General features: G+C 43.7%; 24 protein-coding genes, 3 tRNA genes and 1 pseudogene. 26 read left to right on the plus strand and 2 right to left on the minus strand.

The window, feature by feature from the left end:
* Positions 1 to 2 precede the first annotated feature (2 nt).
* The 18 genes and pseudogenes from QHG57_RS06160 to QHG57_RS06245 all read left to right on the plus strand — a co-directional run bounded on the left by QHG57_RS06160 (position 3) and on the right by QHG57_RS06245 (position 16,793).
* On the plus strand, positions 3 to 968 hold the full coding sequence (locus tag QHG57_RS06160; protein WP_330168934.1) for a major capsid protein: 966 nt from the start codon (positions 3 to 5) through the stop codon (positions 966 to 968).
* Between the two features lie 11 nt (positions 969 to 979).
* Positions 980 to 1,402 carry a gp436 family protein gene (locus tag QHG57_RS06165; protein ID WP_330168935.1) on the plus strand — a complete coding sequence of 141 codons (423 nt, stop codon included), beginning with the start codon at positions 980 to 982 and terminating at the stop codon, positions 1,400 to 1,402.
* 1 nt (position 1,403) lies between these two features.
* Positions 1,404 to 1,898, plus strand: a complete 495-nt coding sequence (locus QHG57_RS06170; RefSeq protein ID WP_317992597.1) for a phage virion morphogenesis protein — start codon at positions 1,404 to 1,406, stop codon at positions 1,896 to 1,898.
* Positions 1,895 to 2,416, plus strand: coding sequence for a hypothetical protein (locus QHG57_RS06175; RefSeq protein ID WP_330168936.1), 522 nt, complete (start codon positions 1,895 to 1,897; stop codon positions 2,414 to 2,416). The genes QHG57_RS06170 and QHG57_RS06175 overlap by 4 nt, the downstream gene beginning before the upstream one ends.
* Positions 2,413 to 3,006 carry a baseplate assembly protein gene (locus QHG57_RS06180; protein WP_330168937.1) on the plus strand — a complete coding sequence of 198 codons (594 nt, stop codon included), beginning with the start codon at positions 2,413 to 2,415 and terminating at the stop codon, positions 3,004 to 3,006. The genes QHG57_RS06175 and QHG57_RS06180 overlap by 4 nt, the downstream gene beginning before the upstream one ends.
* Before the next feature lie 11 nt (positions 3,007 to 3,017).
* A complete protein-coding gene (locus QHG57_RS06185; RefSeq protein WP_330168938.1) occupies positions 3,018 to 3,218 on the plus strand; it encodes a hypothetical protein in 201 nt (66 codons plus the stop codon).
* Between the two features lie 3 nt (positions 3,219 to 3,221).
* The gene (locus QHG57_RS06190) at positions 3,222 to 3,608 is read left to right on the plus strand and encodes a GPW/gp25 family protein (RefSeq protein WP_330168939.1); all 387 of its coding nucleotides are present in this window, start codon (positions 3,222 to 3,224) and stop codon (positions 3,606 to 3,608) included.
* Positions 3,595 to 4,461 carry a baseplate J/gp47 family protein gene (locus QHG57_RS06195; RefSeq protein WP_330168940.1) on the plus strand — a complete coding sequence of 289 codons (867 nt, stop codon included), beginning with the start codon at positions 3,595 to 3,597 and terminating at the stop codon, positions 4,459 to 4,461. Before QHG57_RS06190 ends, QHG57_RS06195 begins: the two co-directional genes overlap by 14 nt.
* Positions 4,461 to 5,579: a phage tail protein gene (locus QHG57_RS06200; protein ID WP_330168941.1), complete on the plus strand. Its 1,119-nt coding sequence runs from the start codon at positions 4,461 to 4,463 to the stop codon at positions 5,577 to 5,579. Before QHG57_RS06195 ends, QHG57_RS06200 begins: the two co-directional genes overlap by 1 nt.
* A 1-nt stretch (position 5,580) precedes the next feature.
* Entirely contained in the window at positions 5,581 to 8,724 is a 3,144-nt protein-coding gene (locus QHG57_RS06205) for a DUF4815 domain-containing protein (protein WP_330168942.1), read from the plus strand.
* Positions 8,725 to 8,738: 14 nt separating this feature from the next.
* Complete coding sequence (locus QHG57_RS06210; protein WP_330168943.1) at positions 8,739 to 10,109, plus strand: Bgr_08870 family protein; 1,371 nt, start codon at positions 8,739 to 8,741, stop codon at positions 10,107 to 10,109.
* Positions 10,110 to 10,292: 183 nt separating this feature from the next.
* A complete protein-coding gene (locus tag QHG57_RS06215) occupies positions 10,293 to 11,597 on the plus strand; it encodes a phage tail sheath C-terminal domain-containing protein (protein WP_330169581.1) in 1,305 nt (434 codons plus the stop codon).
* Positions 11,594 to 12,112: a phage major tail tube protein gene (locus QHG57_RS06220; RefSeq protein ID WP_330168944.1), complete on the plus strand. Its 519-nt coding sequence runs from the start codon at positions 11,594 to 11,596 to the stop codon at positions 12,110 to 12,112. Before QHG57_RS06215 ends, QHG57_RS06220 begins: the two co-directional genes overlap by 4 nt.
* Before the next feature lie 41 nt (positions 12,113 to 12,153).
* Positions 12,154 to 12,567 (plus strand): hypothetical protein, encoded by a 414-nt coding sequence (locus QHG57_RS06225; protein ID WP_330168945.1) that lies wholly within the window; start codon positions 12,154 to 12,156, stop codon positions 12,565 to 12,567.
* 131 nt (positions 12,568 to 12,698) lie between these two features.
* Positions 12,699 to 15,035, plus strand: a complete 2,337-nt coding sequence (locus QHG57_RS06230; RefSeq protein WP_330168946.1) for a phage tail tape measure protein — start codon at positions 12,699 to 12,701, stop codon at positions 15,033 to 15,035.
* A gap of 13 nt (positions 15,036 to 15,048) precedes the next feature.
* A complete protein-coding gene (locus QHG57_RS06235) occupies positions 15,049 to 15,540 on the plus strand; it encodes a phage tail protein (RefSeq protein ID WP_330167516.1) in 492 nt (163 codons plus the stop codon).
* Positions 15,537 to 15,791, plus strand: a complete 255-nt coding sequence (locus tag QHG57_RS06240; RefSeq protein WP_330168947.1) for a tail protein X — start codon at positions 15,537 to 15,539, stop codon at positions 15,789 to 15,791. Before QHG57_RS06235 ends, QHG57_RS06240 begins: the two co-directional genes overlap by 4 nt.
* Positions 15,791 to 16,793: pseudogene (locus QHG57_RS06245) on the plus strand (phage late control D family protein). The gene QHG57_RS06240 and the pseudogene QHG57_RS06245 overlap by 1 nt, the downstream one beginning before the upstream one ends.
* Before the next feature lie 764 nt (positions 16,794 to 17,557).
* On the opposite strand, the gene QHG57_RS06250 reads toward QHG57_RS06245, so the two are convergent.
* A tRNA-Ser gene (locus QHG57_RS06250) sits at positions 17,558 to 17,647 on the minus strand.
* 888 nt (positions 17,648 to 18,535) lie between these two features.
* Positions 18,536 to 18,611: transfer RNA gene (locus QHG57_RS06255), tRNA-Val, on the minus strand.
* Between the two features lie 174 nt (positions 18,612 to 18,785).
* On the opposite strand from QHG57_RS06255, the gene QHG57_RS06260 reads away from it, so the two are divergent.
* The 8 genes from QHG57_RS06260 to nuoG all read left to right on the plus strand — a co-directional run bounded on the left by QHG57_RS06260 (position 18,786) and on the right by nuoG (position 26,293).
* Positions 18,786 to 18,862, plus strand: a tRNA-Asp gene (locus QHG57_RS06260).
* A gap of 298 nt (positions 18,863 to 19,160) precedes the next feature.
* Positions 19,161 to 19,526, plus strand: coding sequence for an NADH-quinone oxidoreductase subunit A (locus QHG57_RS06265; RefSeq protein WP_330168948.1), 366 nt, complete (start codon positions 19,161 to 19,163; stop codon positions 19,524 to 19,526).
* On the plus strand, positions 19,517 to 20,098 hold the full coding sequence (locus tag QHG57_RS06270; RefSeq protein ID WP_330168949.1) for a NuoB/complex I 20 kDa subunit family protein: 582 nt from the start codon (positions 19,517 to 19,519) through the stop codon (positions 20,096 to 20,098). Before QHG57_RS06265 ends, QHG57_RS06270 begins: the two co-directional genes overlap by 10 nt.
* Before the next feature lie 18 nt (positions 20,099 to 20,116).
* A complete protein-coding gene (locus QHG57_RS06275; protein WP_330168824.1) occupies positions 20,117 to 20,725 on the plus strand; it encodes an NADH-quinone oxidoreductase subunit C in 609 nt (202 codons plus the stop codon).
* Positions 20,726 to 20,843: 118 nt separating this feature from the next.
* Positions 20,844 to 22,034, plus strand: coding sequence for an NADH-quinone oxidoreductase subunit D (locus tag QHG57_RS06280; RefSeq protein WP_330167556.1), 1,191 nt, complete (start codon positions 20,844 to 20,846; stop codon positions 22,032 to 22,034).
* Positions 22,034 to 22,705 (plus strand): NADH-quinone oxidoreductase subunit NuoE, encoded by a 672-nt coding sequence (gene nuoE, locus QHG57_RS06285; RefSeq protein WP_330167557.1) that lies wholly within the window; start codon positions 22,034 to 22,036, stop codon positions 22,703 to 22,705. Before QHG57_RS06280 ends, nuoE begins: the two co-directional genes overlap by 1 nt.
* Before the next feature lie 145 nt (positions 22,706 to 22,850).
* On the plus strand, positions 22,851 to 24,155 hold the full coding sequence (gene nuoF / locus QHG57_RS06290; RefSeq protein WP_330167558.1) for an NADH-quinone oxidoreductase subunit NuoF: 1,305 nt from the start codon (positions 22,851 to 22,853) through the stop codon (positions 24,153 to 24,155).
* 68 nt (positions 24,156 to 24,223) lie between these two features.
* Complete coding sequence (gene nuoG, locus QHG57_RS06295; RefSeq protein WP_330168950.1) at positions 24,224 to 26,293, plus strand: NADH-quinone oxidoreductase subunit NuoG; 2,070 nt, start codon at positions 24,224 to 24,226, stop codon at positions 26,291 to 26,293.
* Positions 26,294 to 26,296 lie beyond the last annotated feature (3 nt).

A 26,296-nucleotide genomic window follows, 5' to 3' on the forward strand; every position in this document is an offset into this window, starting at 1 on the left:
AAATGAACAGACCTTTTCCCATTGATCCAACACTTACCGCTATTGCTATTGGATATCGCAATCCAGCAGGTTCTCTTATTGGCGATAAAGTTTTGCCCCGTGTTTGTGTTTTAAGTGAAGTGTTTAAATATAGTGAATTTCCTCTAGCGGAAAGTTTTACGGTGCCTGAACTTGAGATAGGGCGGAAAGGGCGCCCGAATGTGGTGGAATTTTCTGCCTTTGAACGGGAAGCCAGTGTGAGAGATTACGGACTTGATGATTTGATTCCCAATTCAGATATTGAAGCAGCGGCACGCGCCAGGGCAGAGCGACGCTCTCGTTATAATCCCGAAAAGACAGCTGTAGAGGGACTTGCCAATTTGCTAGAATTGGGGCGTGAAGTGCGTGTTGCAGCCCTTGTGCAAAGAAGTGAAAATTACGCACCAGAGCGCGTGATAACGCTTAAAGGAGAGAATAAATTTAGCGATTATGAAAAATCTGATCCTTACGCCACTTTGGATGAGGCGATGGATAAAGCTCTCGTCTATACGCCCAACACCATTGTGATGGGTAAAGTTGTTTGGTCAAAACTCAAACGTCATCCCAAAATCATTAAAGCTGTTAAGGGGGGTGGCACTGCTGATGGTTTTGTCACCAAGGCGCAATTTGCTGATCTGATGGAAATACACCCCGATCGTTTACTCATTGGTGAATCGCAAGTGAATTTGGCACGCAAAGGGCGCTCAGTACAATTGGCACGTGTTTGGGGCAATAAGATTGCACTGCTTTATATTGACCCGACCAAACAACAGGCGGATGGATCGGTGATCAGTTGGGGCTTTAGCGCCCAATTGGGTGAACGTTTGTCTGGAGTGATCAATGATCCAGATATTGGTTTATCGGGTGGTAAACGGGTGCGTGTGGGTGAACGCGTGTGTGAATTGGTGGCAGCCAAAGATGCCGGTGTATTGCTGCAAGATGTTGTTTAAGGAAAAGACTAATGGCATATGCAAGCAAAACATTGATTGAAGAGCTCTGGGGTGATGATTTCTTAAAAGACTTATGTGCTTTTGATGATGAGGCTGATCCAGTGCTTTTCGATCAAGCCATTGCCCTTGCCCTCGAACAGGCAAGCGGTGAGATTGATGTGCATTTGTCTCATCGCTACTTGGTCCCCATTGCTGGACAGCCGGCGGCTCTCAGCATGATCTGTGTCAATATTGCCGTTTATAATTTAGCCATACGCCATACGGCACTGACCACAACCATTGAAGATCGCTACAAACAGGCGGTTGATTTACTAAAACGCATTGCAGAAGGCAAAGCGGGTTTGGGGGTCGATGAACCTAAAATTATGAGTGAAGATGGACCGCTTCGTGATGGGGCTTTTTTCCATGCCAAACCGCGTTTGATGGGAAGATAACATGTCTGTTTCAAGCCATATTGAGATTAAAGAGACGGGGCTTGAAGCGGCTTTATCCTTTTTACAAAAGGGAGCTGAGAGCTCGATGGGAACTTTATCACAAGGGGTTGGGCGCCTCATTCAAGAGAGCACAAGGCGGCGGATTCAAAGCGAAAAGATCTCCCCCCAAGGAGAGAAGTGGAAAAACAATTATGCTCGTACCTCCATTCTTTATGCCAGTGGGGCGCTCTCACGCTCCATTGATATGAAAGCTTCACCAGAAAAGGTGGTGATTGGCTCTGGGCTGGTTTATGCGCGGATTCATCAATTGGGTGGGGTTATTCGCCCGAAAAATGGCAAAACCCTGCGCTTCTTTCTTAAAAGCGGCAAAGCACAGCGCTTTGTTTGTGTGCATCAAGTAACCATGCCGGCGCGCCCCTATTTAGGGCTTTCAGAACACAATAAAGTGGAAATTATCAAAGCAGCAGAAGATTGGCTGGGAAGGGTCTTTTCATGAGTCAAACAGTCACACAAGCAGGGCGTATTAATGCGTTTCGTGAGGCAGTGATAAAGAGCCTTAAACGCGCTTTGCCGGATGTGCGCGATTGTGCCTGTCAATTTGGGCGTTTTAATTTAGAAGAACTTGAAACACAAATGCTTGTTGCGCCAGCAATACGTGTTGCAGTGTTAGAAAGCCGCTTAAGTTCTGTTGCTTCTGGTCAGATCAGTGCAGAGCTTCATTTAGGGGCTTTTATTATCACCACGGGCAAGGAACGGGATGTTTCCAGTTGCCTTTTGGCAGAAGCGATAGGGGTTTTATGCCATAGCGGACAATTGTGGGGGTTAACGCATGTAAGCGCCCCGCGGGATGTACAAATTGAACCGATTGTCTCTGTGGCGATTAAGCAGCGTGGTGTATCAATAAGCGTGGTGGAATGGTACCAAGATTTGCATCAGTTGGGGCGGGATATTTTTGCTGATGAGGAGCAACTCAAAGCTGGGTTGATCTCATGGGATGATGAGGTGTTGGCATGAATGATGCGCATTTGTTGGGTGACACCTTGCGGCAAATGATGAAGCGTCTTGATGCGCTTGAACGCTGTCTTGCCAACCAGCACATGATTGGGCGGGTTGCAGAAGTTGATGGTCATAGAGTACGGGTAAAACTTTTCGAACAGGGTTTCCATGGACAAGCGGTTTTATCGCCTTGGCTACAAGCACAAGAAGCTTCTGGCGCTGTTTCCAGCAATATGCCCTTAAATATTGGTGATCCGGTGCGGTTGTTAAATCCCCATGGCGAAATTGGTTCTGCCTCTTTGGTGGTGCGCGATAGTTATAGTGAGGATGCGCCTAATCCCGCACGCTCGCCGCAAGAGCTTGCTCTGTGTTATGCCGGTGGCGCTTTGCGTATCACGAAGGATGAACTCATTCTCTCCCATGGGGAAAACCAAATTCATTTGAGTGAAAAAGGTTTGGTGCTTTCACATCAATCAACCCGTGTTGCATTAACGGGCAGTGTGCACATTCAAGCAGAAGATTTACAGCACAATCAAAAATCTGTTGGCGCAAACCACAAACACGGTGGGGTCAAAATGGGTCCCTCCACAACCTCTCGTCCTCTTTAAAGGAGTTTATCATGCGTGAAAACAGTTATGTTATTTTAACCAATGCAGACTTTGTTGCCGGCAAGCGTTCACCGGGCAAAGGTGAAGAAATTTGTTTAAGTGAGGAAGCGGCAAAATATCCGCTTCTCCTTGGTCAGATTGCTGAAAAACCAGCCCCTGTTGTTTCTGCGCCCCCGACTGTTTCTACCACAAAGACAAGCAAAGGGGCTTAAAGCATGCGGTGCGGGATGAGCGAAAAGGATGGCTCTCTCTTATATGGTTGGGACCATTGTCAACAGTCACTGCGTAAATGTCTGACGACAAGAATTGGGACACGGGTTTTGCGTCGTCATTATGGGTGCAATGTTGGGGCTTACCAAGATGCTAATGCGGATCCTGCGACGATGATGCAGCTTTATCAAGAAATCGTGCAAGCGCTCGATGATCCAGAGTGTGGAGAGCCCGGGTTTTCGCTGCAGAGGATTGATCTGACAATTGCTCCGCGTGAAGGCACATTCCATTTTGTTTTAACGGGTATTTTTTATCCCGATGGGCATTTGGGGGATTGGTCACACAAAGAGCCAATGCGCATCAATTTAGAGGTTGGTGATGACAGAGTTTGAACCTTTACCTCTCCCACAACTACCTCTCCCACAAATTATTGAAGAGCTTTCTGTTGAAGCCATTTTAGAGCAAAAGATCACGCGTTTGACTGAGCTTTTTGCGGCGCATCATATTCCTTATAATGTGGAAAAGACCGCTTATGATCCGGTGGTCATTCAATTGCAAGCGGCCGCTTATGAAGAGTTGCTATTGCGCCAGCGGATGAATGAGGTGGCACGGGATAATTTACTCACATTTGCGCGTGGAACAAGTTTAGATCATTTGGGGGATTTTCATGGGGTCACGCGCCTTTTGGATGAGGATGATGCGCGTTTGCGCCGCCGCATTCGCTTGAATAGACAAGGACATTCCACAGGGGGCACGGCACCACGGTATCAATATTTTGCTCTCTCAAGTGATATCCATGTCAAAGATGCTTTTGTTTATCGTTTAGGCAAAAGCCCGCTTATTCATGTTGCGCTTTTTAGTGACGCCCCTTCAGGGGTGGCTGATGAGGCTTTAATTGCAAAGGTTCAAGCAGCCCTTGATGCCCCCCATGTTAAAATGACCAATGACCACATTTTTGTGAAAAGCGCGGTACAGCGGATGATCGATATTTCTGCTGATTTTTGGTTGTTACCGGATGAAGGCTCCTTTGTTTTGGAAAGAGCGGAGCAGAATTTAAGAGCAGAATGGGCGCGTGCGCAAAGGCTTGGGCGTGATCTCTCTTTAAGTTGGATACTAAGCCGCCTGATGGTTGAGGGCGTTCACCATGTGAACATAACGCACCCTTGTGAGGATATTTTGGTCGCACCGGATGAAGCGGTCGCACTAGGGGAGATTGTTTTGTCTGAAGAGGGGCGTGCTTATTGATGCTTTCCTCACTTTTACCCCCGAATTCGAGCTTATTTGAACGTTGTTTTGCCGAAGCAATGGCTCTTGACCCTCACGTTAAAAGGGCACTCGAAGAAATACCCCGCGCGAAATTTATCACGCGTCCGCCTTCTTGGTTGCCCTTTCTAATAGACGAATATGGCTTACAAGAATTAAACCCTTATTTCTCTAACCTTTATGATTTAATTGATCAGGGTCTTGCATGGCAGAGGATACGTGGCTCTGTAGCCGCCGTCGATATGGGGCTTGAATGGCTTGGACTTTCTGCACAATTCACGCCCGCATGGCCAGAGCGTGCTTGGTGGAATTCCTTTCAACTTGAATTTGATCAGTTGCCTGAACGAGGTGATCTTGAAGCCATTGAAGCAATCACTGACCTTTCCAAAAGCTTGCGCTCTGATTTTCGCCGTGGGACCTATGGTTATGATGTGCAAGCCTTGGAAGGCAATATGTCACGCCTTGATGACAGCATGTTGGAGTATGAAAGCGGTGTTCGCTTAACAGCTGGGAATACTTTGTTTTCCTTTGGGCGCACAACAGAGATAGAGTGCGTTCTCACAAGAGAAGAAGGCAGGCTTATTGGCAATTGGATAGATGATGGGGATGAAGAATTAAGCTGGGACCAAATCGATTACCCATGGGACATGGCAAATTTTCCGTGGTGTTCGGTCAAAAAACATGAACGCGATATATTGATGGCAGAATGGTTTCATGGTCGCACGCTTTATATGGTTTTAAGAGACAGCCAAGATGGCGTAATTGGGTATCGCAGATGCTATGCTGTAGCGCCTGTCGAACAGGCTTTGGATGGTGTGTACAGCCATTGTGGTAACAGATTTAACCCTTCCACAACAGGCACTCTGTTGTTTCTTGCTGCCCGTACAGATTTTCATGATGTTGACGGGAAACAAGCAGCCTTTGTTTCCATTCTCGTTCACGGCATTCCAAAACAAGATGTCCCTCTTGATATCCCTTTGGGCAAGCTTTGGTGTGACGCCAATGAACTAAATGGTGGTGTGGAGATACTCAAAACGCCCATTAATATTCCTTTGCGTGCCGATGTTCGCGAACAATTCAAGATTTTATTGAGGTTTTAACATGAAGCATGAAAGTGGTTTACCCTTTGCAATTGACAGATCTCGCGGCAAAGAGGAACAACAAAGCGTTGTCTTCTATGGCATGCGTCCCTTTATTCAAGCGGGTGAACTGAATGAGGTTCAAACCATTATAAGGGGACGGCATGACCGCTTGGGGCGCCTTGTTGCACAAGAAGGAGACCGCGTTGAACGCGCCGATGCTTTTGTCAACAAAGAGACGAAGACCGTCACATTAACGGATGGCAAGATTTATATCGCAGGTGATATTTTCCCCGTTGCACCCGCTGTACTCAACAATGTTTCCATGATTGGGCGCTTGGAAATTGGTGTGAAGCTGCAAAAAAAATGGGTAACCCATGAGGATGATCCAGAGCTGTTGGGGCAAGTCCCTGGCACCTTGGCAGAAGGAGAGCCTGGCGCTGCACGCGAAACAGCAAAGCTTGTTTGGGCTCTGAAAGAGGATGCGCAAAGTGGCACTTTTTTTCCGGTTTATATTTTACAAGATGGTGTTCTGATTGATCAAAAATCCCCCTCATTGCTTGAACCCGCCATGCAAGCCATTGCGACTTATGACAGAGCCCATGGACATTATATCGTGAGGGGCTGCCGTGTAAGCGCATTGGGAGCAAATAACGGTTGCCAAGTGTTTAGCGTTCAAGAAGGGGAAGCCAATATCAATGGCTTTAAACGTAAGCGCTTAGCCGCCTTGCGCCATGAAGAGCGCGAGGATTTTGCTAGCGGTTTGGTGCCTAGCGAAACACATATTTTTGCACCTCAAAAAGGGAAAACAAGTTTTACCTTTAAACCCTATTATTTTCCTATTGCCGATATTCAGTCTCTTTTGTTGACAAAAGAGAAAACCGTTAACGTCACCCGTGGTGCGGTTGCCGCAGGGCGTGATGGGGTTCCTGATAAAAGCATCACCGCGTTTATCAAAGTTGTTCAAGGAAGCAAGGAATTTAAAGAAGGTACAGATTTTAAAAAAACCGGAGACACCATTGATTGGGCTCCGGTGGGAGACGAGCCTTTACCGGGGAGCACCTATAAGGTGACTTACCGCTACCGCGCAAAAATCACGGCTGATAAAGTAACAGCGCAGGAAATTACCGTCTCAGGTGGTGCTGAGGGGGGGGATATTATTGTCAGTTACACTTACAAATTGCCCCGTATTGACCGTATAGGTCTCAACACAGGAGGCAATGTGGTTTACATCAAAGGTATCTCGGCAGATCACCCTATGGCACCAAATGTCCCTGATGATGTGTTATCCCTTGCAACCATCACCAACAATTGGCTTGAAACGCCGGTTGTGGTCAATGATGGCACACGTGTTGCCCCCTATGATGAGATGTGGCGCTATTTTCAACGGGTGCTCTCCCTTGACCGGTTGATGCAATTAGAGCGCATTAAAAGCAATGTGGACTCTAAAGAACCTGTTGCCAAAAAGGGCATGTTCGCTGATCCCTTTCTTGATGATAGTTACAGAGATGAAGGCTTTCAACAAACCGGCGCAGTTGGCAATGGCATTTTGCAGCTTGCTATTGATCCAACATTCTACACTGCTCCTTTAAAAGCGCCTGTTACGCTTGACTGGACAAATGAAGTGATCATTGCGCAAGAGTTGACAACGGCTTGCGAAAAAATCAACCCTTATCAAAATTTTGCACCCCTGCCTGGTACAGTAACCCTTGACCCCGCGACAGACTTTTGGCACGAACAGCGCACCGATTGGCTCTCGAGCGTCACCAATCAACTCAATATGGGCTGGAACCGTGGGAGAAGCATTCGTAAAACAGAAATCAGTGATGATTTGGTGAGTGCAACCCAAGAGAAAATCGATTTCTTAAGACAAATTACCCTTCACTTTAAAATTGAAGGTTTTGGCAGTAGCGAAATCTTGGAAAGTCTTACCTTTGATGGTGTGAATGTCTTGCCAGCGAGCCGCCTTGTTGCCGATAGACAAGGCACCCTTGAGGGCACTTTTAAAATTCCACAAAATATCACTGCTGGCACAAAAAATATTGTGGCACGGGGAAAAGGTGGAACACTTGCAACAGGACTTTTTACCGGTCAAGGGGTGATTGATGTGAAAGTGATGCGGCGCACCACAACGGTGAAGATATGGACGCAAGTGGACCCACAAGCGCAGGTCTTTACCCCCGATGAAACACGGCAAATCACAGGAATTGACTTTCATCTGTGCAAAATCGGTAATCAAAACCATGATCTGGTGGTTGATTTGGTCACTACTGAAAACGGTTATCCGACCGCCGATATTCAAGCGCAAAGCTTTTATTCTATGAAGGGCGCAAAGGGAGGGTGGGCAGAGGCACGCTATGATGTACCACTGTTAGTTCCCGATGACCGCTTAACGGCTTTCGTTATCAAGACAGATGATGCTGATCATTCCGTCTCACTGGCAAAACTTGGGGATTTTGATGCAGAACACCAAAGGTACGTCTCAAGTCACCCTTACGTGACCGGTCCACGCTTTTCTTCTGTCAATGCGCAGAGCTGGACAGCGCACCAAGATGAGGCCTTAGCCTTTCGAGTGTTAGCCGCACGTTATACACAAACAGAAAAAACCATTGATCTTGGCACTTATGATCTTGTTGATTGTTCTGATTTGCAAGTGCGTGCAGCGATTGAATTGCCTTCAAGCGATTGTTCTGTCATCTTTGAGATTGAACGAAACAATGGCACAATTTATCAACTGCTTCCCTTTCAATTACTCAGTCTTACTGAATATATCAGTGAAAAGATAAAACTTCGTGCCATTCTCAAAGGGACAGAGAAGCTCTCACCTGTTTTGTTTGCACCTGTGCAATTGATTGCGGGGAAGATTCATAAAGAAGCAACCTATATCACCCGTGCTTTTTCCTTTGGTGAAAAGGCAAGGTTGACCAGTTATATCAAAACCTTTTTACCGGGCGGTGCAACCTTCTCACTCGAGATGCAGCTGGATGATGGTGCTTTCACCCCTTTGAAATTAGAGGAAACAGAGCAGTTATCCGAGCCTCTTTGGACAGAGCGCAAATTTATCAGTGGTGACAAAGGCGCCAAACAAGCGCGCTTGAAACTCACCCTTACCGGTGGACCTTCCGCGCGTTCCATGGTGCGTGATTTTGGCGCCGGTATATTATGATGGGGGAAACAGAGATGACAAAAACCAAAAAGCTACAGATGGAATTGCCAAAAGAAGGACGCTTTATCAGTTCTGAATTCCCCATTTTACGCGATAACCTCAATAAACTTGATCAAGCGCTTATAACTATTGAAGAAAAAGCAGACCGAAAAGCCCCTTTACAACATAAGCATACAATCAATGATGTTACCGATCTTGAAGCAGCCCTTAAGTCCAAAATGGCAGCGGATAAAACCTTCACCTTTGCTGATTTAAGCGATATCGAGGGGGCAAAAGATGCTGCCAACAATTATGTTCTCTATAAATCAAGCAATAATAACTTCACCTTTGGCAGTGCTGTCTCACTGTTGGGCGCACATCAACATAAAACCGATGATATTGTGGGGCTTGATGATTTTAGAGCCAAGATTAATCAAGATCTGACAAGTTATGGACGTCTAGCAAGTCCAAATGAATGGCAAAGTTATAATAAATTTACCAGTAAAGTCACTATGGGTGGTGATTTGGAACTGTTAGGTAATTCGTCGTTTAATCTTATCCATAACAACAAAGTCGTTAGCAGTCTAAGCACAAGTGGCAGCATGTTGAAAGGACCGCTTAAAGTCGATGGTGATATTGTTTATACCAAATCACAAGTGGATGCAGCTATACTGGCACAAATAAAGAATCTTAAAAAAGATTTGACTGATAAAATCACCAATTGGCCGGCTCTTGCCGATGCTGAATTGCTCTATACACATGATGGGAAAATTGAATGGCCCGTCTGGGTCACTGATAAAACTAAAGTTGAAATTACAGCCTGGGGTGGTGGGGGTAGTGGTGGTGGATCGGATACGCCATATTTGGGAGGAGGAGGTGGTGGCGGTGGTTGTTCCGTGTGGTATGGCTATAAAGCCAGTTTAAACGGGCATCAAGATATCACAATTGGAAAAGGAGGAGCTGCTGTTGCAAAACGCTATGTAGAAGGTAATTCTGGAGGAACAACAACCGTTGGCAAGAATTTTATTACTGCTACAGGAGGACATGGTGGTGGGGGAGCTGACGCCCGTATCTCTCACTCGATTACTGGGAGTACGACTTCCTTCTATTCAGGCTCTGGTGGTGCTGGAGGAGTGGGAGGAAATTTTGGTTTAGCAACAGACAAATATCCAGGAATTGCCAAAGGCGGAAATGGTTGTGCTGGAACGAAAGGAATGGTTGAGAAGACAAGCGGTAATGGGGGTGATACATCAAGGGGGGGCTCTGGAGGAACGGGACAAGGCTCATATAGTTCAGGAAAAGCGGGGCGTGGCTTTGGGGGTGGTGGAGCAGGTTCTCATGGGACTGATTGTTCAAGTGGTGCTGGGGCTGATGGTGCTGTTTTTATAAGATTATGGAAAGAATGAATACAAAACCAAAGAGAGCGCAAGTCAAATGGATAGCTGTTCTATAAGCAGGCTTTATATGTTTTTAAAGTCTTTTTATCGCTCTTTCAAAGCTCTTTTAAAGGGCTTTTTTTGACTGACAGTGTCAGGCTTATGGAGCATGGTGATGCTTGTTATTGTCTCTCCATTGATTTGGAGAGCAAAATGGCAATAGAATTTAATCATGGTATTCGCATTGTAGAGGCTGGTGAGGATTCCCGTCCTTTAGCAACATTTGATCAAACCGCCATTGGGGCGGTTGTTACAGCCCCTGATGCTGACAACCAAGTTTTTCCCCTCAACGAGCCTGTTCTTCTCTTTACGCATGAGGTGGAGAAAATCCAAAAGCTTGGGGTAAGAGGCACGGCTCTTGATGTTATCAATGCTGTGCGCGCGCAGGGGATTGAAGCACAAATTATCCTTGTGCGGGTGGAAGAAAAATCAACCATTGCTGAGACACAAACTGAGATGGTGGGGTCCAATACGGCTTTGACTGGTGTGCATGCCTTATCGCATGCTAGAGGGCATTTAGGGGTGGAACCTGGGATTTTGTTAGCACCAGCTTATAGTGCAGGGCGCCTTGATAATGGTAAAAACCCCGTGGCGGATGCCTTGGAACAAGTGGCAGAAAAGCTACAAGCCATTGCGGTGTTTGATACGGGTGGTAAAAACACGGAAGAAAGCCTTGCCTATCGTGCAGATTTTTCCTCACGCTTTTGTTATTTGATTGACCCTTTTGTACGGGTGGCAAATGGTGATGGGGGTGTTAGTATTAAACCAGCAAGTCCTTTTGCAGCCGCCATGTTTATCAAACGTGATAAGCAAAGGGGCGGTGTTTTTTGGTCTCCCTCCAACCAAGATGTGCATGGCATTTTAGGCACAGCGCGTCCCATTAGCTATTTTGATGGCGAAATCGATCATGAGGCAAATCGCCTCAATCAAGCTGATATTGCCACCTTTATTCCCGCCCGCCTTAGCCAAAATGCGCATTTAAATAATTCTGTGGGGCAAATGGCTGCCAATGGACGCATTTTATGGGGCAATCACACCACCTCGAGTGATCCACTCTGGCGTTTTGTCAATGTGGTGCGCACCCGTGCAGCATTGGAAAAAACAATCATTAACAATTTACGCCCTTGGGCCAATGACGAGAATCTGACCGGTCAACATGTCATTGCTATCACCCGCAGCCTCACGCAGTTTCTTGATGATCTGATTGCCCGTGGTGCGCTTTTAGGGGGGCGAGTTTGGTTTGATCGTGATTTGAATTCAAACAGCAATTTACAATTGGGCAAATTGCGGGTGGAATTTGATGCAGAAGAAGTCCCTCCTCTAGAAGATTTGAGTTTCGGGAGCCGGCGCAATGGTGCTTATTTTGACCGTCTGGCGCAAGATATCCAAAAGAAAATGACTTATCAATTTGGCGATACGCTTGAAACTTATCGCAAGGCAGCAAGGAGTGATGTATGACGTTAAGAATTGTACGCGGTTTTACCCTGATTGTTGATGATGATGTCAATCTTCACCTTGATCTTGAGACATTGAAACTGCCCACGTTGGAGGAAATCACAGAAACCTATCAACCAGGCGGTTCTGATATGCAAATTGATGTTGCTGGTCTTGGTGTGAAAGCTTTGAGTTTACAAATGAAAATCCGCAGCCACACCCCCGAAATTATCGGCATCTTTGGTGGCCCCCCTGGTCTTCGTCATAAATTCACTGGCAAAAAACATGTGATCTCTGAAGAAGACGGGCGCGAGCATGAACATTCCATTGATGTTACAGGGCGTTTGGTCAAAGTGGATAGTGAAGGCTTAACGGCTGGAAAAGCCACGGGCTATGATTGCGAGATCAAAAATGTTTGGGACTATACGGAATTTTGGGATGGTTCTGTTTTGCATCGCTTTTCCTTTAAACGGGGCGGCTGGCTGGTGCGCAATGGACAAGATATCGGCGGGCGGCGCCGCTCTATTCTCAATTTATAAGCTTTCATTATTGATGTGGCTCTCATTTATAGGAATTGATCATGACAAGTTTACAAACAAGTGTTGAGGTGGAATTGCAGGTTCCCCTTGTTTATCAAGACAAGGATGGCAAAGAAACTCTCTGCAAGAAACTGACCTTTTATCGCCCAAACTTCAAGCAAGCACGCCAATTAGCCGTGTTGATTGGACCACAGCTGACAAAGTTACTTTTGCCCGCTGTAGAAGAAGATAAAATACCTTTCAGCAATGATATTTTCATTGCCAAGCTTTGTGAGGCTTTATTGACTCATGAAGCCATGGAAGGAATCGCCGCGCTTCTGGCAGAGATGTCCCATGAAACGGTTGAACTGATTAATCGTCTTGATGTTGTTGACATTATGGCTGTGTTTAAGGTTTTTTTTGCTTTTTTTCCCAAACACCAATCCCTTATGCCGGACAATTTGGAGCAGAACTAGCGCTTTATTACCACTGGTCGGCTCTAGAGATCAATCAGATGGATTGGCTGGAAGTGATTGCCTATCGCGAAGAATTAGTGCGCTTGAAACAACAAGAATATGAAAGCCAAATGTTAGGATAAGATGCGATCATGGATGTTTCCCTTGTTGTCCGTTTTGTGAATCATCTGCAAGAGGGGATAGCTTCTGCCAAGCGAGACTTAAGAGCCTTTAGCCTCGATATTGCGCATTTCCAAAGTCAGACACGAAAGCATTTTAAAGGGTGGTTTGACCCTGAGCACTTGAAAGAATCCACAGAAAAAGCGCAAAATGCTTTTATCCAAGCGCGTGGACGCATGGTGGGTGCCATTGCGCAAACAGCAACCTTAATAGCGCCGCTCTATAAAGCCATGCAATTTGATCAATCAATGAAAGGCTTGGAAAAGGTTCTCGATGCTCCTCTTCATCGCTTAAAGGAATTGCGCCGCTTTGCTTTGGAAACCTCCACCAAGATTCCGCTAGCGGCGCGTGAAGTCTTGGAATTGATGACTAGTGCCAGCCAAGCAGGGATTGGTGAACAAGATCTCGAGGCTTTTAGTGTTTATGCTGCCAAAGCAGCTGTCGCCTTTGATATGACGGGGGACCAGATTGGGGAGCGTTTTGCCAAATTGCGCAATGTCTTTAAGCTTAATCAGGCAGGGATTGAAGATTTAGGTGATGCCATCAATCATCTCTCCAACCACATGGCGGCAAAAGCCAGTGAAGTTTCTGACTTTACCAATCGCGCCACCGGTGCTGCCACCATGTTTAAACTGACAGCCCGTGAAACGGCAGCTTTTGGTACGGCGATGATTTCTGCTGGGATTGTTCCCGAAAGTGCCGCGCGTGGTTTTAATGCGATGAGTGCGCGCATACAGGCAGGGGGTAAACATATTGAAGAGGCTTTTACCAATATTGGTCTCTCTCGCCAAAAATTTATGGAAGATTTGGATAAAGATGCCACCGGCACCTTGGTGCGCTTTTTTAATGTGTTGGGTAAATCCGAACAGGGGATGCGTTCGCTGATTGCCATTGCTGGACGAGATTTTACCGGTGATTTTGCCAAATTGGTGGGTAACCCCGAACTGTTAGGGCAAGCTTTAGATTATGTTGAAGACCCACAAGTCTTTAAAGGCTCCGTGGAGCAAGAGGCAGACAAACAAGCAACCGGCGCCATGCGGCAGTTTGAACTTTTGCAAAACCGTATCGTGGCTTTGGGCATTACCATTGGTGAAGTGCTTCTGCCTCCTGTCAACAGTTTAATGGAAACTGTTGGCAATTTTACCAATGTTCTTATGGCATGGGCAAATGAACACCCTGTTTTAACCGGTGTGATCATCAAAACCATTGCCGCCCTGATGGCTTTTAACATCGCTTTGCGGGTTGTACGTTTTACTTTTGCCGGAACCCGCCTTGGGATCCTGCAATTGATTGCCTCTTTTATCAAGCTTGGGTCTCTTAGCCGCATGCTGAAGGCAAGTTGGCGAGGACTCTTGACTTCAGGACGCTCTCTGGGCTTGCTTACCGCGGGTCTTGGGGCAAGTTCACTTCGACTCTTACGCCCCATGACCTTGTTGGTGGGCGCTTTGCGGGGGATTGCTGTCTCAGGGACGGTATTTGCTAGCACCTTTGGTTGGGTAGGAACAGTGATCGAAGTGGTTGGAGCTGCTATTGCCTCTGTTGCGGGGGCTATTTTTACCCCAATAGGAGCTGCGGTTGCTGCTGTTGTGGCGGTGATCATGGCTGCTGGTTTTGTTTTGTGGAAATATTGGGATCGTTTCTCTTCTTTTGTTAAAGGCTTTGCACGGGGGATAGCACATGCTTTTGGTCGTGCTTTTGAGGCTGTCATGCGCTTTTTTGGTGCTGATACCACCACCATCACCAAATGGAAAAATATCATTGCTGCTGCTTTTGATTTCTCTCAAACTTGGCAAAAGTTTAAACAAGGGCTTGGCGCTGTTGTTCAAAGCTTTGAAGGTTTGTGGGAGGGCGTTAAGCAAAGCCTTTCCAACTTTTGGGGCTGGTTGGGAAGCTTTTTTGTCCGGGAAAAGCTCTCGGAGGGTGCCAAGGCAAGTATGGAACAAGCAGGGGAAGATTTAGCGAGTTGGATTGTCGATGGTTTTATGGGCACCATCTCACAATTGACAGATTTTTGTAAATCTTTGCCAAGCCGCATTAAGGGGTGGTTTGGGTCCATTAATTTAAGAGAGTTTTTGCCAAGTTTTTTAGGAGGCACAACAGCCATTCAACCGATTGCACAATTTGCGGGGGCGGGGCATGCAAGTTCCCCTTTCACAGAAGCAAAAGGCAAAGAGCGCTCCCCCACCACGCACAATCAAAATGTCACAGTGCATGTCAATGGCGCCCGTGATCCTGTTGCCACTGGTCAAACGGTTGCCCACGCCATTCAACGGGCACGCGCTAATGCCCTGCATGGGGGAACAGAATGAGGGGAGGGAGCCTATGAGAGATCCTTTGATGATGTTAGGTCCGCATCAATTTTATGTGGATTGGCTGAATTTCCAATCCTTTGAAGAAGAGTTTTCTGCCTCATGGGTTTGTATGGAGCGTTTTGGCAGGTCTCCCAGTTTGCAATTTACCGGCTATGGCAATGATCCCAAAACCATTCATGGCGTTTGGTTTCCAGAAGAATTTGGTGATCGGGTAGCCATTGATGCCATCACCACAACGATCAAAAGAGCAAAGCCGGTCCAGATGCTTCGTTGGATCAATGATACCACCTATAGTGTCCTTCTCCATGGACCCGTGGTGATCACCACGATCAATAAAGACCACGACTATATCAGTCGCTCTGGTCACTCACAGCGCATCCGCTATTCCATTACGCTCTTGCCCTTTTTTAATGGCGGAAAACCGCAAGGACAAACCCAAGTGGGACAATACCAAGAGGGACAAACCCAAGAGGGACAAACCCAAGAGGGGCAAATTCCATGAAGATACCAGCAAAGCGTGTTGTTGTAGAGCTAGAGGACATGAGTCTCGATCTCATCTGCTTTCACCATGCCATGGCTGTGTTAGGGGACCGGAGGCAAGCAGGTTTACTCAAAGGCTATTTAGAAGCCACCTTGGAAGCCAATCCAGAGATTGCCAAATATGGTATGCTTTTACCGCGAGGCTTAAAAGTCTTTTTACCTGAATTTGTGTTGTCTAATCCCCAAAGCACGGTGACACGGCTATGGGATTAATGCGTACACACCCTTTTATTGTGGTCAAGGTGGGAGACAAACCTGTTCACGCGGTTTTTTACCAGCGTCTTTTAACCGCAACTATCACTGACCATGCCGGGAATGAAGCCGATACATTTGAAGCAGAATTTGATGATAGTGGCAATGATTTAGAGGTTCCCTCAAGCAACAGTGCGCTCCAGGTGATCTTTGGCTATGAGAACAGCATCAGTGCTTTTATGGGGTGTTTTGTTATCGAATCGGTTGTAAGCTCAGGGGGCAGTGATGGAGAGATCTTGCGTCTTTGCGGCAAAAGTGCCTCGATGCGTAAAGAACTCAAAGAACAGGTGAGTGAACATTTTGACCATAAAACCATTGGCGAGATTGTCGAGACACTCGCCAAACGCCACGGCTATCAAGCAAAGGTCAGTCCCCAGTTTACCAAACAAACTTTGCCTTATGTGGTGCGTACAGATCAATCGGCTGTTGATTTTTTAACCCGCCTTGCTGACCGCATGCGGGCACGTTTTTTAATCAAGGACAATAAGTTTTTGTTTTTAAGCGGAGATAATTTACCCGTATTCAAACTTCATAAATACGACTGTTCCAACTGGGAATTCACCCTCGAGCCACGCACGCAATATGGCACCATTGAAGCTGCTTATTTTGATCGCTCAAAAGGGCAGCAATGCCAAGTCAAGCATCAGACAGGGTTTAGCGGTCCCGTGCGGCGTTTACGGACTTGTTACACCTGTAAGGAAGAAGCACAAGCTGCTGCTGCATCAGAATCAGACCGACTTTGCCGTGCTGTGGGCAGTGGTTCTTTGACCCTTGCGGGGCGACCAGAAATCATGGCGGATCAACCGCTTCTCTTGCAAGGGTTTCGAGGCGAAATCAATGGTCTATGGAAAGCCGCTACCGTCACCCACCGCTATGAAAAACAAAGCGGGTTACACCACAGAAATTACCTTAGAGGCACCAAACAAGGGAAAAGAGGCAGGAGAAAAGGAAACCTCTGAGTGACAGAAAATCAAAGGGTAAAGTTTACCCTTTGATCGGTCGTGATGAGGAATAGGTGCAACTTGCACCAATTGCTAAAACGAGAAATAGGATCAAGTTGATCCTATTGCATGAGTACAGCAATAGGGTAATGTTTACCCAATTCCTAAAAGGAGCAATGGTGCAAACATTGCACAATTGCAGACTGAAGAGCAATTTGGTCAAGTTGACCGAATTCCTTAAACGCTTCTCTTTTTAATAAAGTCCTGAATAATGTGCTTAGGATACAGAAAAATCATCAGTCAATTTATGCTAAAAGAAGTCATACCATTTTATGCATACTGCTTCTCAAATAATACGATTCCAACTCAATGATTGATCATCTCAAATTGTGATTTTGAGCAGAAAAGAAAAAGAGGCTTTAAATGATCTTTGAAAGGTCTTTGAAGATCCTTTGAGAACCACTTTAAAACTCTTTGAGAAAAAATAAATTGGTACAAAACCTAGTGTCAAAATATACAAAACCCGCTGGCAAGCTACAATACTGCTTCTCAAATAATACGATTCCAACTCAATGATTGATCATCTCAAATTGTGATTTTGAGTAGAAAAGAAAAAGAGGCTTTAAATGATCTTTGAAAGGTCTTTGAAGATCCTTTGAGAACCACTTTAAAACTCTTTGAGAAAAAATAAATTGGTACAAAACCTAGTGGCAAAATATACAAAACCCGCTGACAAGCTACAGCTGGCAAGCTACAGCCGACAAGCTACATACAGTAAAGTTTGGATGGCGGAGGGGGTGGGATTCGAACCCACGGTACAGTCTCCTGCACGCCGGTTTTCAAGACCGGTGCCTTAAACCGCTCGGCCACCCCTCCAAACTGGATATGCCTTTTGACAAATTTTTTGCAAAAGGTCAATCATTTTAATACGTATTTTAAAGCGTTCTTTGTAAAACTATTTAAGTTTCAATTAAAATAATTCTTCATAAGTCAATTCTTTTAGTGTGTTATCTAAGAGTTTCATTTTTTAACATGATAGTTTTTTCTGAAAAAATGAAAGGTAAATATGATATTTATCATTTCTTTTTTCTATTTAAAAATTTTTCACAAAGCAATATTTTTTAAGTTCTAATGATCGTTTTCGTAATAATAAGAAATGTTTAGTTGAAAATATTTGATAAATTATATTAAATTCTTTGCGGGCGTGTATTTTTGAATTATTTTACCTTATCTAGGTATTTATTCTATTTAGATTGTTCATATCTACGAAAAGAAAATGTTATTTCTCTGATAGTTTATGAGAGGTAAATTTGTAAGAATGACATATACATATTCAAGGAAAGTTTTTATTGAGTTTAAATAAGTACAATTTGATAAAAAAGCTTTTTAAAAGATTTTAATTTTTAAATTAAAAATATTCAGATATTTAGTGCGTCTAAAGGGTATCTTGAAAGGAATGGCTAATTTGCACTATTTAGATAAAATTTTATGTAAGATTTGCATCGACAGTTTAAAACCTCTTCCAGATATGACTAAAAATTAGGTATATTTATAATGCTTTTTCTGTGGAATAAGCAAAGAGTTAATTGGAATGGAAGAAAAGATTATTGAGAAATACACTTAGATTAATAGATAGTTTTCAAGAATAGAACTTAAAAACGCTAAATTATGCAGAAGCAGAAAGCATAAACTTTAACAGAAAAGGTTTTAAAGACCGATTCATTCACAAGTGTGTGTAAAATAAAAAATTTATTTTTAAAAAAATGGTGGGCGATGAGAGACTCGAACTCCCGACATCCTCGGTGTAAACGAGGCGCTCTACCAGCTGAGCTAATCGCCCAATGCAATGATTAGCAATTGAATGGGGAATCTTTAAGGAAAAATTTTTCTAAACGCAAGAATAAAGATGCTATTTGATAATTTTTTTTAAAAATGCATAATCCTTCTTGACATAAACGCATGAACCCCTTACACGACCGCTTGTACCAAATTAAGTTGGTTCGAAAAAAAATGCGCGGGTGTAGCTCAGTTGGTTAGAGTGCTGGCCTGTCACGCCGGAGGTCGCGGGTTCGAGCCCCGTCACTCGCGCCATTTTTGTTTCCTTATGAAATTTCCTTTTAAAGTATCCGTATGCTATGAGTAAGGTGGTGGAGTATTGGATTGGGGGATAAATATGTTTTTCCTTTCTTTTTATATGGTTTATAAGAATAGGGCTTGCGTCTTTCTTTACTCTGCGTTACCTATGCCGATAAGAAAAGTATCGCTCTGTATATCTTTGAAGTAGTATTGAATAGAGTTAATAGAGCGATTATTGAATTTGTCTGTTTGTTTTCACAATCATTGAGTCATTGTGTTAAACTCAGGCATTTCTTTACGATGGAAGAGGGTTATGGCTTATTTATTGAGCTCTTATTTACCGGTCTTGATTTTCATTATTGTGTCAACGGTTATTGCTGGAGTTTTGTTGATTACACCTTACATTGTAGCATATCGTTCCCCCGATCCTGAAAAGTTATCGGCTTATGAATGTGGGTTTAATTCATTTAGTGATGCACGCATGAAGTTTGATATTCGTTTCTATTTGGTATCAATTTTATTTATTATTTTTGATCTTGAAGTTGCTTTTCTTTTTCCTTGGGCTGTTTCGTTCGAATCAGTAGGTATGTTTGGCTTTTGGTCGATGATTGTGTTTTTAGCGATTTTGACTATTGGATTTATATATGAATGGAAAAAAGGAGCCCTTGAATGGAATTAAGATCTAGTAATTCAACGATTGCTGCTCCAAAACCAAAAGGAATCATTGATCCCGATACTGGTGAACTAATAGGAGCAGATGATAATTTTTTTCGTGATCTTAATGCTGAGTTATCAGATAAGGGATTTTTAGTTACCTCGGCAGATGCTTTGATTACTTGGGCACGTACTGGTTCTTTAATGTGGATGAGTTTTGGTTTGGCTTGTTGTGCTATCGAAATGATGCAATGCTCAATGCCTCATTATGATAATGAGCGTTTTGGATATGCACCACGAGCTTCACCCCGTCAGTCAGATGTGATGGTGGTGGCAGGTACTCTAACAAATAAGATGGCTCCTGCTTTAAGAAAAGTGTACGATCAGATGCCAGAGCCACGTTATGTGATTTCTATGGGATCATGTGCAAACGGTGGGGGATATTATCATTATTCCTATTCAGTGGTGCGTGGATGTGATCGTATCGTGCCTGTCGATATATATGTTCCAGGGTGTCCACCTACAGCAGAGGCATTATTATACGGCATATTGTTGCTACAGAAAAAAATCCGTCGTACCGGATCCATAGAGCGATAGAGAGTTTTCTTGATCATGATGGATGAAACATTGGTTGAACTTGCTGCTTATTTGGAAAACAAATTAAAAAATAAGCTTGAAGAAACTGTTCTTGCTTTTGGTGAATTGACCGTTGTGGCACGTCTTGATGCAATTATCGATGTCTTAATGTTTGTTCGTGATGATTCGCACTGTCAATTTATTAATCTTACAGACATTAGTGGTGTGGATTATCCTTCTCGTGATAAGCGCTTTGATGTTTCTTACCAATTGTTATCTCCTCGTGAGAATTTACGCTTACGTGTAAAAGTGCGTACGGATGAAAATACTCCTGTTGCTTCAGCTTGTACGGTTTATCCTGGCGCAGAGTGGTATGAACGTGAAGCCTATGATATGTATGGGATTTTATTTTCAGGACATCCGGATTTGAGACGGATTTTAACAGATTATGGATTTGAAGGGTATCCTTTACGCAAAGACTTTCCTGTGACAGGATTTGTTGAATGCCGTTATGATAATGAAGCAAAGAGGGTGATTTATGAGCCTGTTGTTTTGCGCCAAGAGATGCGTAATTTTGATTTTCTTTCTCCTTGGGAAGGAGGACAGTATACTTTACGATGTGATGGAAAAGCAGATGAAAAAAAATAATATTGGTTTTGATAAGGCGTTATATTAGCGTACTATACTTTTTAAATAATTAATTTTTTTAGTATGATAGATTTTTTGATGTTTGATATGAAGTTTTTTAAAAAGCAAGGGGTTGATTGTGGCTGAGGTCAATGTTCGAAACTTTAATATCAATTTTGGTCCGCAGCATCCTGCCGCGCATGGGGTTTTGCGTATGGTTTTGGAGTTAGACGGTGAAGTTGTTGAGCGTGTAGATCCGCATATTGGATTATTGCATCGCGGTACAGAAAAGTTAATGGAAACAAAAACTTATCTTCAAGCGGGTCCTTATCTAGATCGTTTGGATTATGTTGCTCCTATGAATCAGGAACATGCTTTTGTTCTTGCTATTGAAAAGTTATTGGATATTAAAGTTCCTAAAAGAGGGCAATTAATACGTGTTTTGTTTTCTGAAATTGGGCGTATTCTTAATCATTTGCTTAATGTAACGACACAGGCAATGGATGTTGGTGCTTTAACACCACCGCTTTGGGGGTTTGAGCAGCGTGAAAGATTGATGATTTTTTATGAGCGTGCCTGTGGTGCCCGTCTTCATGCAAATTATTTTCGTCCCGGTGGCGTGCATCAAGATTTACCAGAATCTTTAGTTGAAGATATTGGTGATTTTATTGATCCATTTCTTGTTTCTCTCGGGAAACTTGATGCGCTTGTGACTCCGAATAGGATTTTTAAGCAGCGTAATGTGGATATTGGCGTTGTAAGTATTGATGAAGCTTGGGCACGTGGTTTTTCTGGGGTTATGATTCGTGGAGCTGGTGTTTCATGGGATTTGCGTAAAAGTCAGCCCTATGAATGTTACGACGAAATGGAATTCGATATTCCTATAGGTAAAAATAGTGATTGTTATGATCGCTATCTTATTCGTATGGAAGAAATGCGTCAATCAGCGAAAATTATGCGTCAATGCGTAGAACGATTACTTGGTAGTGAAAAGAATGGACCAGTTTCGAGTTTGGATCGTAAAATTGTACCACCGAAGCGGAGTGAAATGAAAAGCTCAATGGAAGCGCTGATTCATCACTTTAAACTCTATACAGAAGGTTTTCATACGCCTCCTGGAGAAGTATATGTTGCTGTGGAAGCTCCGAAGGGTGAGTTTGGTGTTTATCTTGTTTCTGATGGAACCAATAAGCCTTATCGTGTTAAGTTGCGTGCTCCTGGGTTTGCTCATCTCCAAGCTATGGATTTTTTAACTCGAGGCCATATGCTGGCGGATGCTACAGCTATTTTGGGTTCGATTGATATTGTCTTTGGGGAGATTGATCGCTAATGTCCGTACGCCGTCTTGCAGATGATGTCTATCAGCCCGCAGAGTTTTCTTTTACAAAGGAAAATCAGATATGGGTGAAAAATACCATAGAAAAGTATCCTGTAGGGCGTGAGCAATCAGCTGTTATTCCGTTATTAATGCGTGCACAAGAGCAAGATGGTTGGGTGACGCGTGCTGCAATTGAGCATATCGCTCAAATTCTTTCTATGGCGTATATCCGTGTCCTAGAAGTTGCTACTTTTTATACTCAGTTTCAGCTTAAGCCTGTTGGAACAAAAGCGCATATTCAAGTTTGTGGTACGACTCCTTGTATGTTACGTGGTTCTGATGAATTGATTAAAGTTTGTCAGAAAAAAATTCATCATGAACCTTTTACGACCAATCAGGATGGAACATTGTCATGGGAGGAGGTGGAGTGTCTTGGCGCTTGTGTTAATGCTCCCATGGTTATGATTTTTAAAGATACTTATGAAGATCTTACAGCTGAACGCCTTGAAGAGATTATTGATGCGTTTGAGGCTGGTAAAGGGGCTGAGATAGCGGTTGGTCCGCAAAGTAGTCGTAAATCGTCGGAACCGATTGATGGTTTAACTTCTCTTATTGATGATGAGAAAGAAAAAAAATCTCTCAAGCCTTCACCAAAAAAGGATAAGGAAAGAATGGGAACATAATTAAGTATTTTTCTTGAGAAAATATTTTATTATTCTACCCATGATGGCAACATTTAACGAAAAGTAAGAAGTCTGAAAAGATATTTAAAAATTGCATTTGAGGAAAAGCAGAAAATGCTACGGGTAATAAAAAAAAAGGTGGGGTATGCTAGCTGATAAAGATCGTATTTTCACCAATATTTATGGTTTAAAAGACAAATCATTAAAGGCTGCGATGTTGCGTGGGCATTGGAATGGTCTGAAAGAGATGATTGACAAAGGTCGTGATTGGATCATTGGTGAGGTGAAGGCATCGGGTTTACGCGGTCGTGGTGGTGCTGGTTTTCCTACCGGAATGAAGTGGTCCTTTATGCCAAAGCAGAGTGATGGGCGTCCTCATTATTTGGTTGTCAATGCCGATGAATCTGAACCTGGAACTTGTAAAGACCGTGATATTTTACGTCATGACCCCCATACTTTGATTGAAGGATGTGCAATCGCTACTTTTGCTATGGGAGCCAATGTTGCTTTTATTTATATTCGTGGTGAATATATTCGTGAGCGTGAAGCGCTTCAAGCTGCCGTTGATGAATGTTATGATGCAGGTTTACTTGGCAAAAAAACGAAATATGGGCATGCTTGTGATATTGTTATTCATCATGGAGCTGGTGCTTATATTTGTGGTGAAGAAACGGCTCTTCTTGAAAGTCTTGAGGGGAAAAAGGGACAACCTCGGCTTAAACCACCATTTCCTGCCAATATGGGGATTTATGGCTGTCCGACAACAGTCAACAATGTAGAATCTATAGCGGTTGTTCCAACGATTTTACGTCGAGGTGCTTCATGGTTTTCGTCAATTGGGCGAGCAAATAATGTTGGAACGAAATTGTTTATGGTTTCAGGGCATGTTAATGCACCTTGTACATTTGAAGACGCCCTTGGTGTTTCATTCCGTGAATTAATTGAAAAACATACGGGTGGTGTTCGTGGTGGATGGAATAATCTTTTAGCTGTTATCCCAGGGGGGGCTTCTTGTCCGGTTGTTCGTGGTGAAGATATGATTGATGCTATCATGGATTTTGATGGGATGCGAGATGTCGGTTCTTCTTTTGGTACAGGGGGAATGATTGTTATGGATAAATCAACCGATATTATCAAGGCAATTTGGCGTATAGCTGCTTTTTTCAAGCACGAGAGTTGTGGTCAGTGTACACCATGCCGTGAGGGGACGGGTTGGATGATGCGTCTTTTAGGGCGTATGGTTGAGGGAAGAGCTCAAAAACGCGAGATTGATCTTTTGTTTGAAGTGTCCAAACAGGTTGAAGGACACACTATTTGTGCGCTTGGTGATGCTGCTGCATGGCCTGTACAGGGGTTAATACGTAATTTTCGTTCGGAAATCGAGCGTAGAATTGATGAATACACGCGAAATGTAGTCCAAAGCAAAAATATTGCTTTGGAGGCGTTGTAATAAAGGATTTTGTTCTAAGAGCAACGGAATGCAAGTTTTAAGTGGGTTATCCGCAGGCTGGATGAGTGATGATAAATATCAAAGTTGATGGTAAAGAGATTGAAGTTCCTGATTGCTATACGTTGCTTCAAGCTGCTGAGGCAGCTGGTGCTGAAGTTCCTCGTTTTTGTTTTCATGAATCTTTATCAATTGCTGGAAATTGTCGCATGTGTTTGGTTGAGGTTAAAGGCGGACCTCCGAAACCTCAAGCTTCTTGTGCTATGGGAGTTCGCGATTTACGGCTAGGGCCTAATGGTGAAGTCCCAGAAATTTTTACCAACACGGCAATGGTTAAAAAGGCACGTGAAGGTGTTATGGAGTTTCTCCTTATCAATCATCCTTTGGATTGTCCTGTCTGTGATCAAGGGGGAGAATGCGATCTTCAAGATCAAGCGATGCTTTATGGGCGCGACTGTTCTCGCTATAGTGAAAATAAGCGTGCTGTAGAAGATAAATATATTGGGCCACTTGTGAAGACAGTTATGACACGGTGTATCCATTGCACACGCTGTGTTCGTTTTACGACAGAAGTGGCGGGTATTTCTGAGCTTGGTTTGATCGGTCGTGGTGAAGATGCTGAAATTACGACGTATCTTGAAAAAGCTATGACATCTGAATTACAGGGAAATGTTATTGATCTTTGTCCTGTAGGAGCTTTAACCTCAAAACCTTATGCGTTTCATGCCCGTTCATGGGAATTGGTAAAAACGGAATCGATTGATGTGATGGATGCGCTTGGTAGTGCTATCCGTATTGATAGCCGCGGCCGTGAAGTTATGCGAATTATGCCACGTACGAATGAAGATGTAAATGAGGAATGGATCTCTGATAAAACACGTTTTATTTGGGATGGATTACGGACTCAGCGGCTTGATAAACCATATGTACGCAAAGATGGGAAGCTTCAACCTGCCAGTTGGACAGAAGCTTTTGCAAAAATTAAAATGGTGATCTCTAAAATTTTTCCAGAAAAAATTGGAGCCATTGCTGGAGATCTTGCTTCTGTTGAAGAAATGTATGCCCTTAAAGCATTATTAAGCTCTTTGGGCTCAACGCTTTTTGATTGTCGCCAAAGAGGGGGGGCTTTATCGCCTGAGTTTGGGCGTTCGAGTTATATTTTTAATCCGACGATTGCAGGTGTTGAACAGGCTGATGCATTGCTTATTGTGGGATCTAATCCACGTCATGAAGCGGCTGTTTTTAATGCGCGTATTTTAAGGCGCCAACGGATGGGAAATTTTCCTATTGCATTAATTGGAGAGAAAGTCGATTTACGTTATCCTTATTCTTACCTTGGATCTGGGAGTGATACATTAACGACACTTATTCGTGGAGAGGATGTTTTTTTTAATGTCTTAAAAGAAGCGAAGAGGCCTCTTATTCTTATCGGAGAGGGAGCGGTTTCAGGAAATGAAGGTTTATCTGTTTTAAAAAGTCTTGCTAAATTAGCTGATAATATTGGTGCTCTTAGTGAAGAATGGAATGGATTTGGGGTTCTTCATAATGCAGCGTCGATTGTTGGAGGGTTGGACATAGGCTTTACTTCTAAGCTTGGAGTTGCAAATATTATTAAAACCTGTGAAGTTTTATTTTTGCTTGGTGCTGATGAAGTAGAATTAGCCAATACAAAAGCTTTTACAGTTTATATTGGTAGCCATGGTGATAATGGTGCGCATGCTGCTGATGTTATTTTGCCTGCATCTGCTTACACTGAAAAATCAGGGCTTTATGTGAATACAGAAGGACGTGTTCAAATGACAAATCGAGCTGGTTTTGCTCCAGGTGAAGCAAAAGAAGATTGGGCTATTTTGCGTGCTTTATCGGATATTTTAGGACAAAGGCTCCCTTTTGATTCTCTTTCTCAATTAAGGAAATGCTTGTTTAATGATTATCCACATCTTTGTGCTGTTGATGATATAGTGCCTTCTGATATAAGTGATCTTAAGGCGCTTGGTTCAAAAATGGTTTCTTTAGAGAGGCAAACATTTACTTCTGCGGTTAAAGACTTTTATTTAACAAATCCGATAGCACGTGCTTCTGCTATTATGGCTGAATGTTCAGCTCTTGCAAAAAACCGTGCTGCGCAAACTGTAAAGTAAGGG

The sequence above is a fragment of the Bartonella grahamii subsp. shimonis genome (assembly GCF_036327415.1).
In the GTDB taxonomy this organism is placed as follows: domain Bacteria; phylum Pseudomonadota; class Alphaproteobacteria; order Rhizobiales; family Rhizobiaceae; genus Bartonella; species Bartonella shimonis.

Bases quoted from the DNA above. Each gene is read 5' to 3' on its own strand.
- QHG57_RS06160 (WP_330168934.1), top strand. From the start codon at position 3: ATGAACAGACCTTTTCCCATTGATCCAACACTTACCGCTATTGCTATT.
- QHG57_RS06165 (WP_330168935.1), top strand. From the start codon at position 980: ATGGCATATGCAAGCAAAACATTGATTGAAGAGCTCTGGGGTGATGAT.
- QHG57_RS06170 (WP_317992597.1), top strand. From the start codon at position 1,404: ATGTCTGTTTCAAGCCATATTGAGATTAAAGAGACGGGGCTTGAAGCG.
- QHG57_RS06175 (WP_330168936.1), top strand. From the start codon at position 1,895: ATGAGTCAAACAGTCACACAAGCAGGGCGTATTAATGCGTTTCGTGAG.
- QHG57_RS06180 (WP_330168937.1), top strand. From the start codon at position 2,413: ATGAATGATGCGCATTTGTTGGGTGACACCTTGCGGCAAATGATGAAG.
- QHG57_RS06185 (WP_330168938.1), top strand. From the start codon at position 3,018: ATGCGTGAAAACAGTTATGTTATTTTAACCAATGCAGACTTTGTTGCC.
- QHG57_RS06190 (WP_330168939.1), top strand. From the start codon at position 3,222: ATGCGGTGCGGGATGAGCGAAAAGGATGGCTCTCTCTTATATGGTTGG.
- QHG57_RS06195 (WP_330168940.1), top strand. From the start codon at position 3,595: ATGACAGAGTTTGAACCTTTACCTCTCCCACAACTACCTCTCCCACAA.
- QHG57_RS06200 (WP_330168941.1), top strand. From the start codon at position 4,461: ATGCTTTCCTCACTTTTACCCCCGAATTCGAGCTTATTTGAACGTTGT.
- QHG57_RS06205 (WP_330168942.1), top strand. From the start codon at position 5,581: ATGAAGCATGAAAGTGGTTTACCCTTTGCAATTGACAGATCTCGCGGC.
- QHG57_RS06210 (WP_330168943.1), top strand. From the start codon at position 8,739: ATGACAAAAACCAAAAAGCTACAGATGGAATTGCCAAAAGAAGGACGC.
- QHG57_RS06215 (WP_330169581.1), top strand. From the start codon at position 10,293: ATGGCAATAGAATTTAATCATGGTATTCGCATTGTAGAGGCTGGTGAG.
- QHG57_RS06220 (WP_330168944.1), top strand. From the start codon at position 11,594: ATGACGTTAAGAATTGTACGCGGTTTTACCCTGATTGTTGATGATGAT.
- QHG57_RS06225 (WP_330168945.1), top strand. From the start codon at position 12,154: ATGACAAGTTTACAAACAAGTGTTGAGGTGGAATTGCAGGTTCCCCTT.
- QHG57_RS06230 (WP_330168946.1), top strand. From the start codon at position 12,699: ATGGATGTTTCCCTTGTTGTCCGTTTTGTGAATCATCTGCAAGAGGGG.
- QHG57_RS06235 (WP_330167516.1), top strand. From the start codon at position 15,049: ATGAGAGATCCTTTGATGATGTTAGGTCCGCATCAATTTTATGTGGAT.
- QHG57_RS06240 (WP_330168947.1), top strand. From the start codon at position 15,537: ATGAAGATACCAGCAAAGCGTGTTGTTGTAGAGCTAGAGGACATGAGT.
- QHG57_RS06265 (WP_330168948.1), top strand. From the start codon at position 19,161: ATGGCTTATTTATTGAGCTCTTATTTACCGGTCTTGATTTTCATTATT.
- QHG57_RS06270 (WP_330168949.1), top strand. From the start codon at position 19,517: ATGGAATTAAGATCTAGTAATTCAACGATTGCTGCTCCAAAACCAAAA.
- QHG57_RS06275 (WP_330168824.1), top strand. From the start codon at position 20,117: ATGGATGAAACATTGGTTGAACTTGCTGCTTATTTGGAAAACAAATTA.
- nuoE (WP_330167557.1), top strand. From the start codon at position 22,034: ATGTCCGTACGCCGTCTTGCAGATGATGTCTATCAGCCCGCAGAGTTT.
- nuoF (WP_330167558.1), top strand. From the start codon at position 22,851: ATGCTAGCTGATAAAGATCGTATTTTCACCAATATTTATGGTTTAAAA.
- nuoG (WP_330168950.1), top strand. From the start codon at position 24,224: ATGATAAATATCAAAGTTGATGGTAAAGAGATTGAAGTTCCTGATTGC.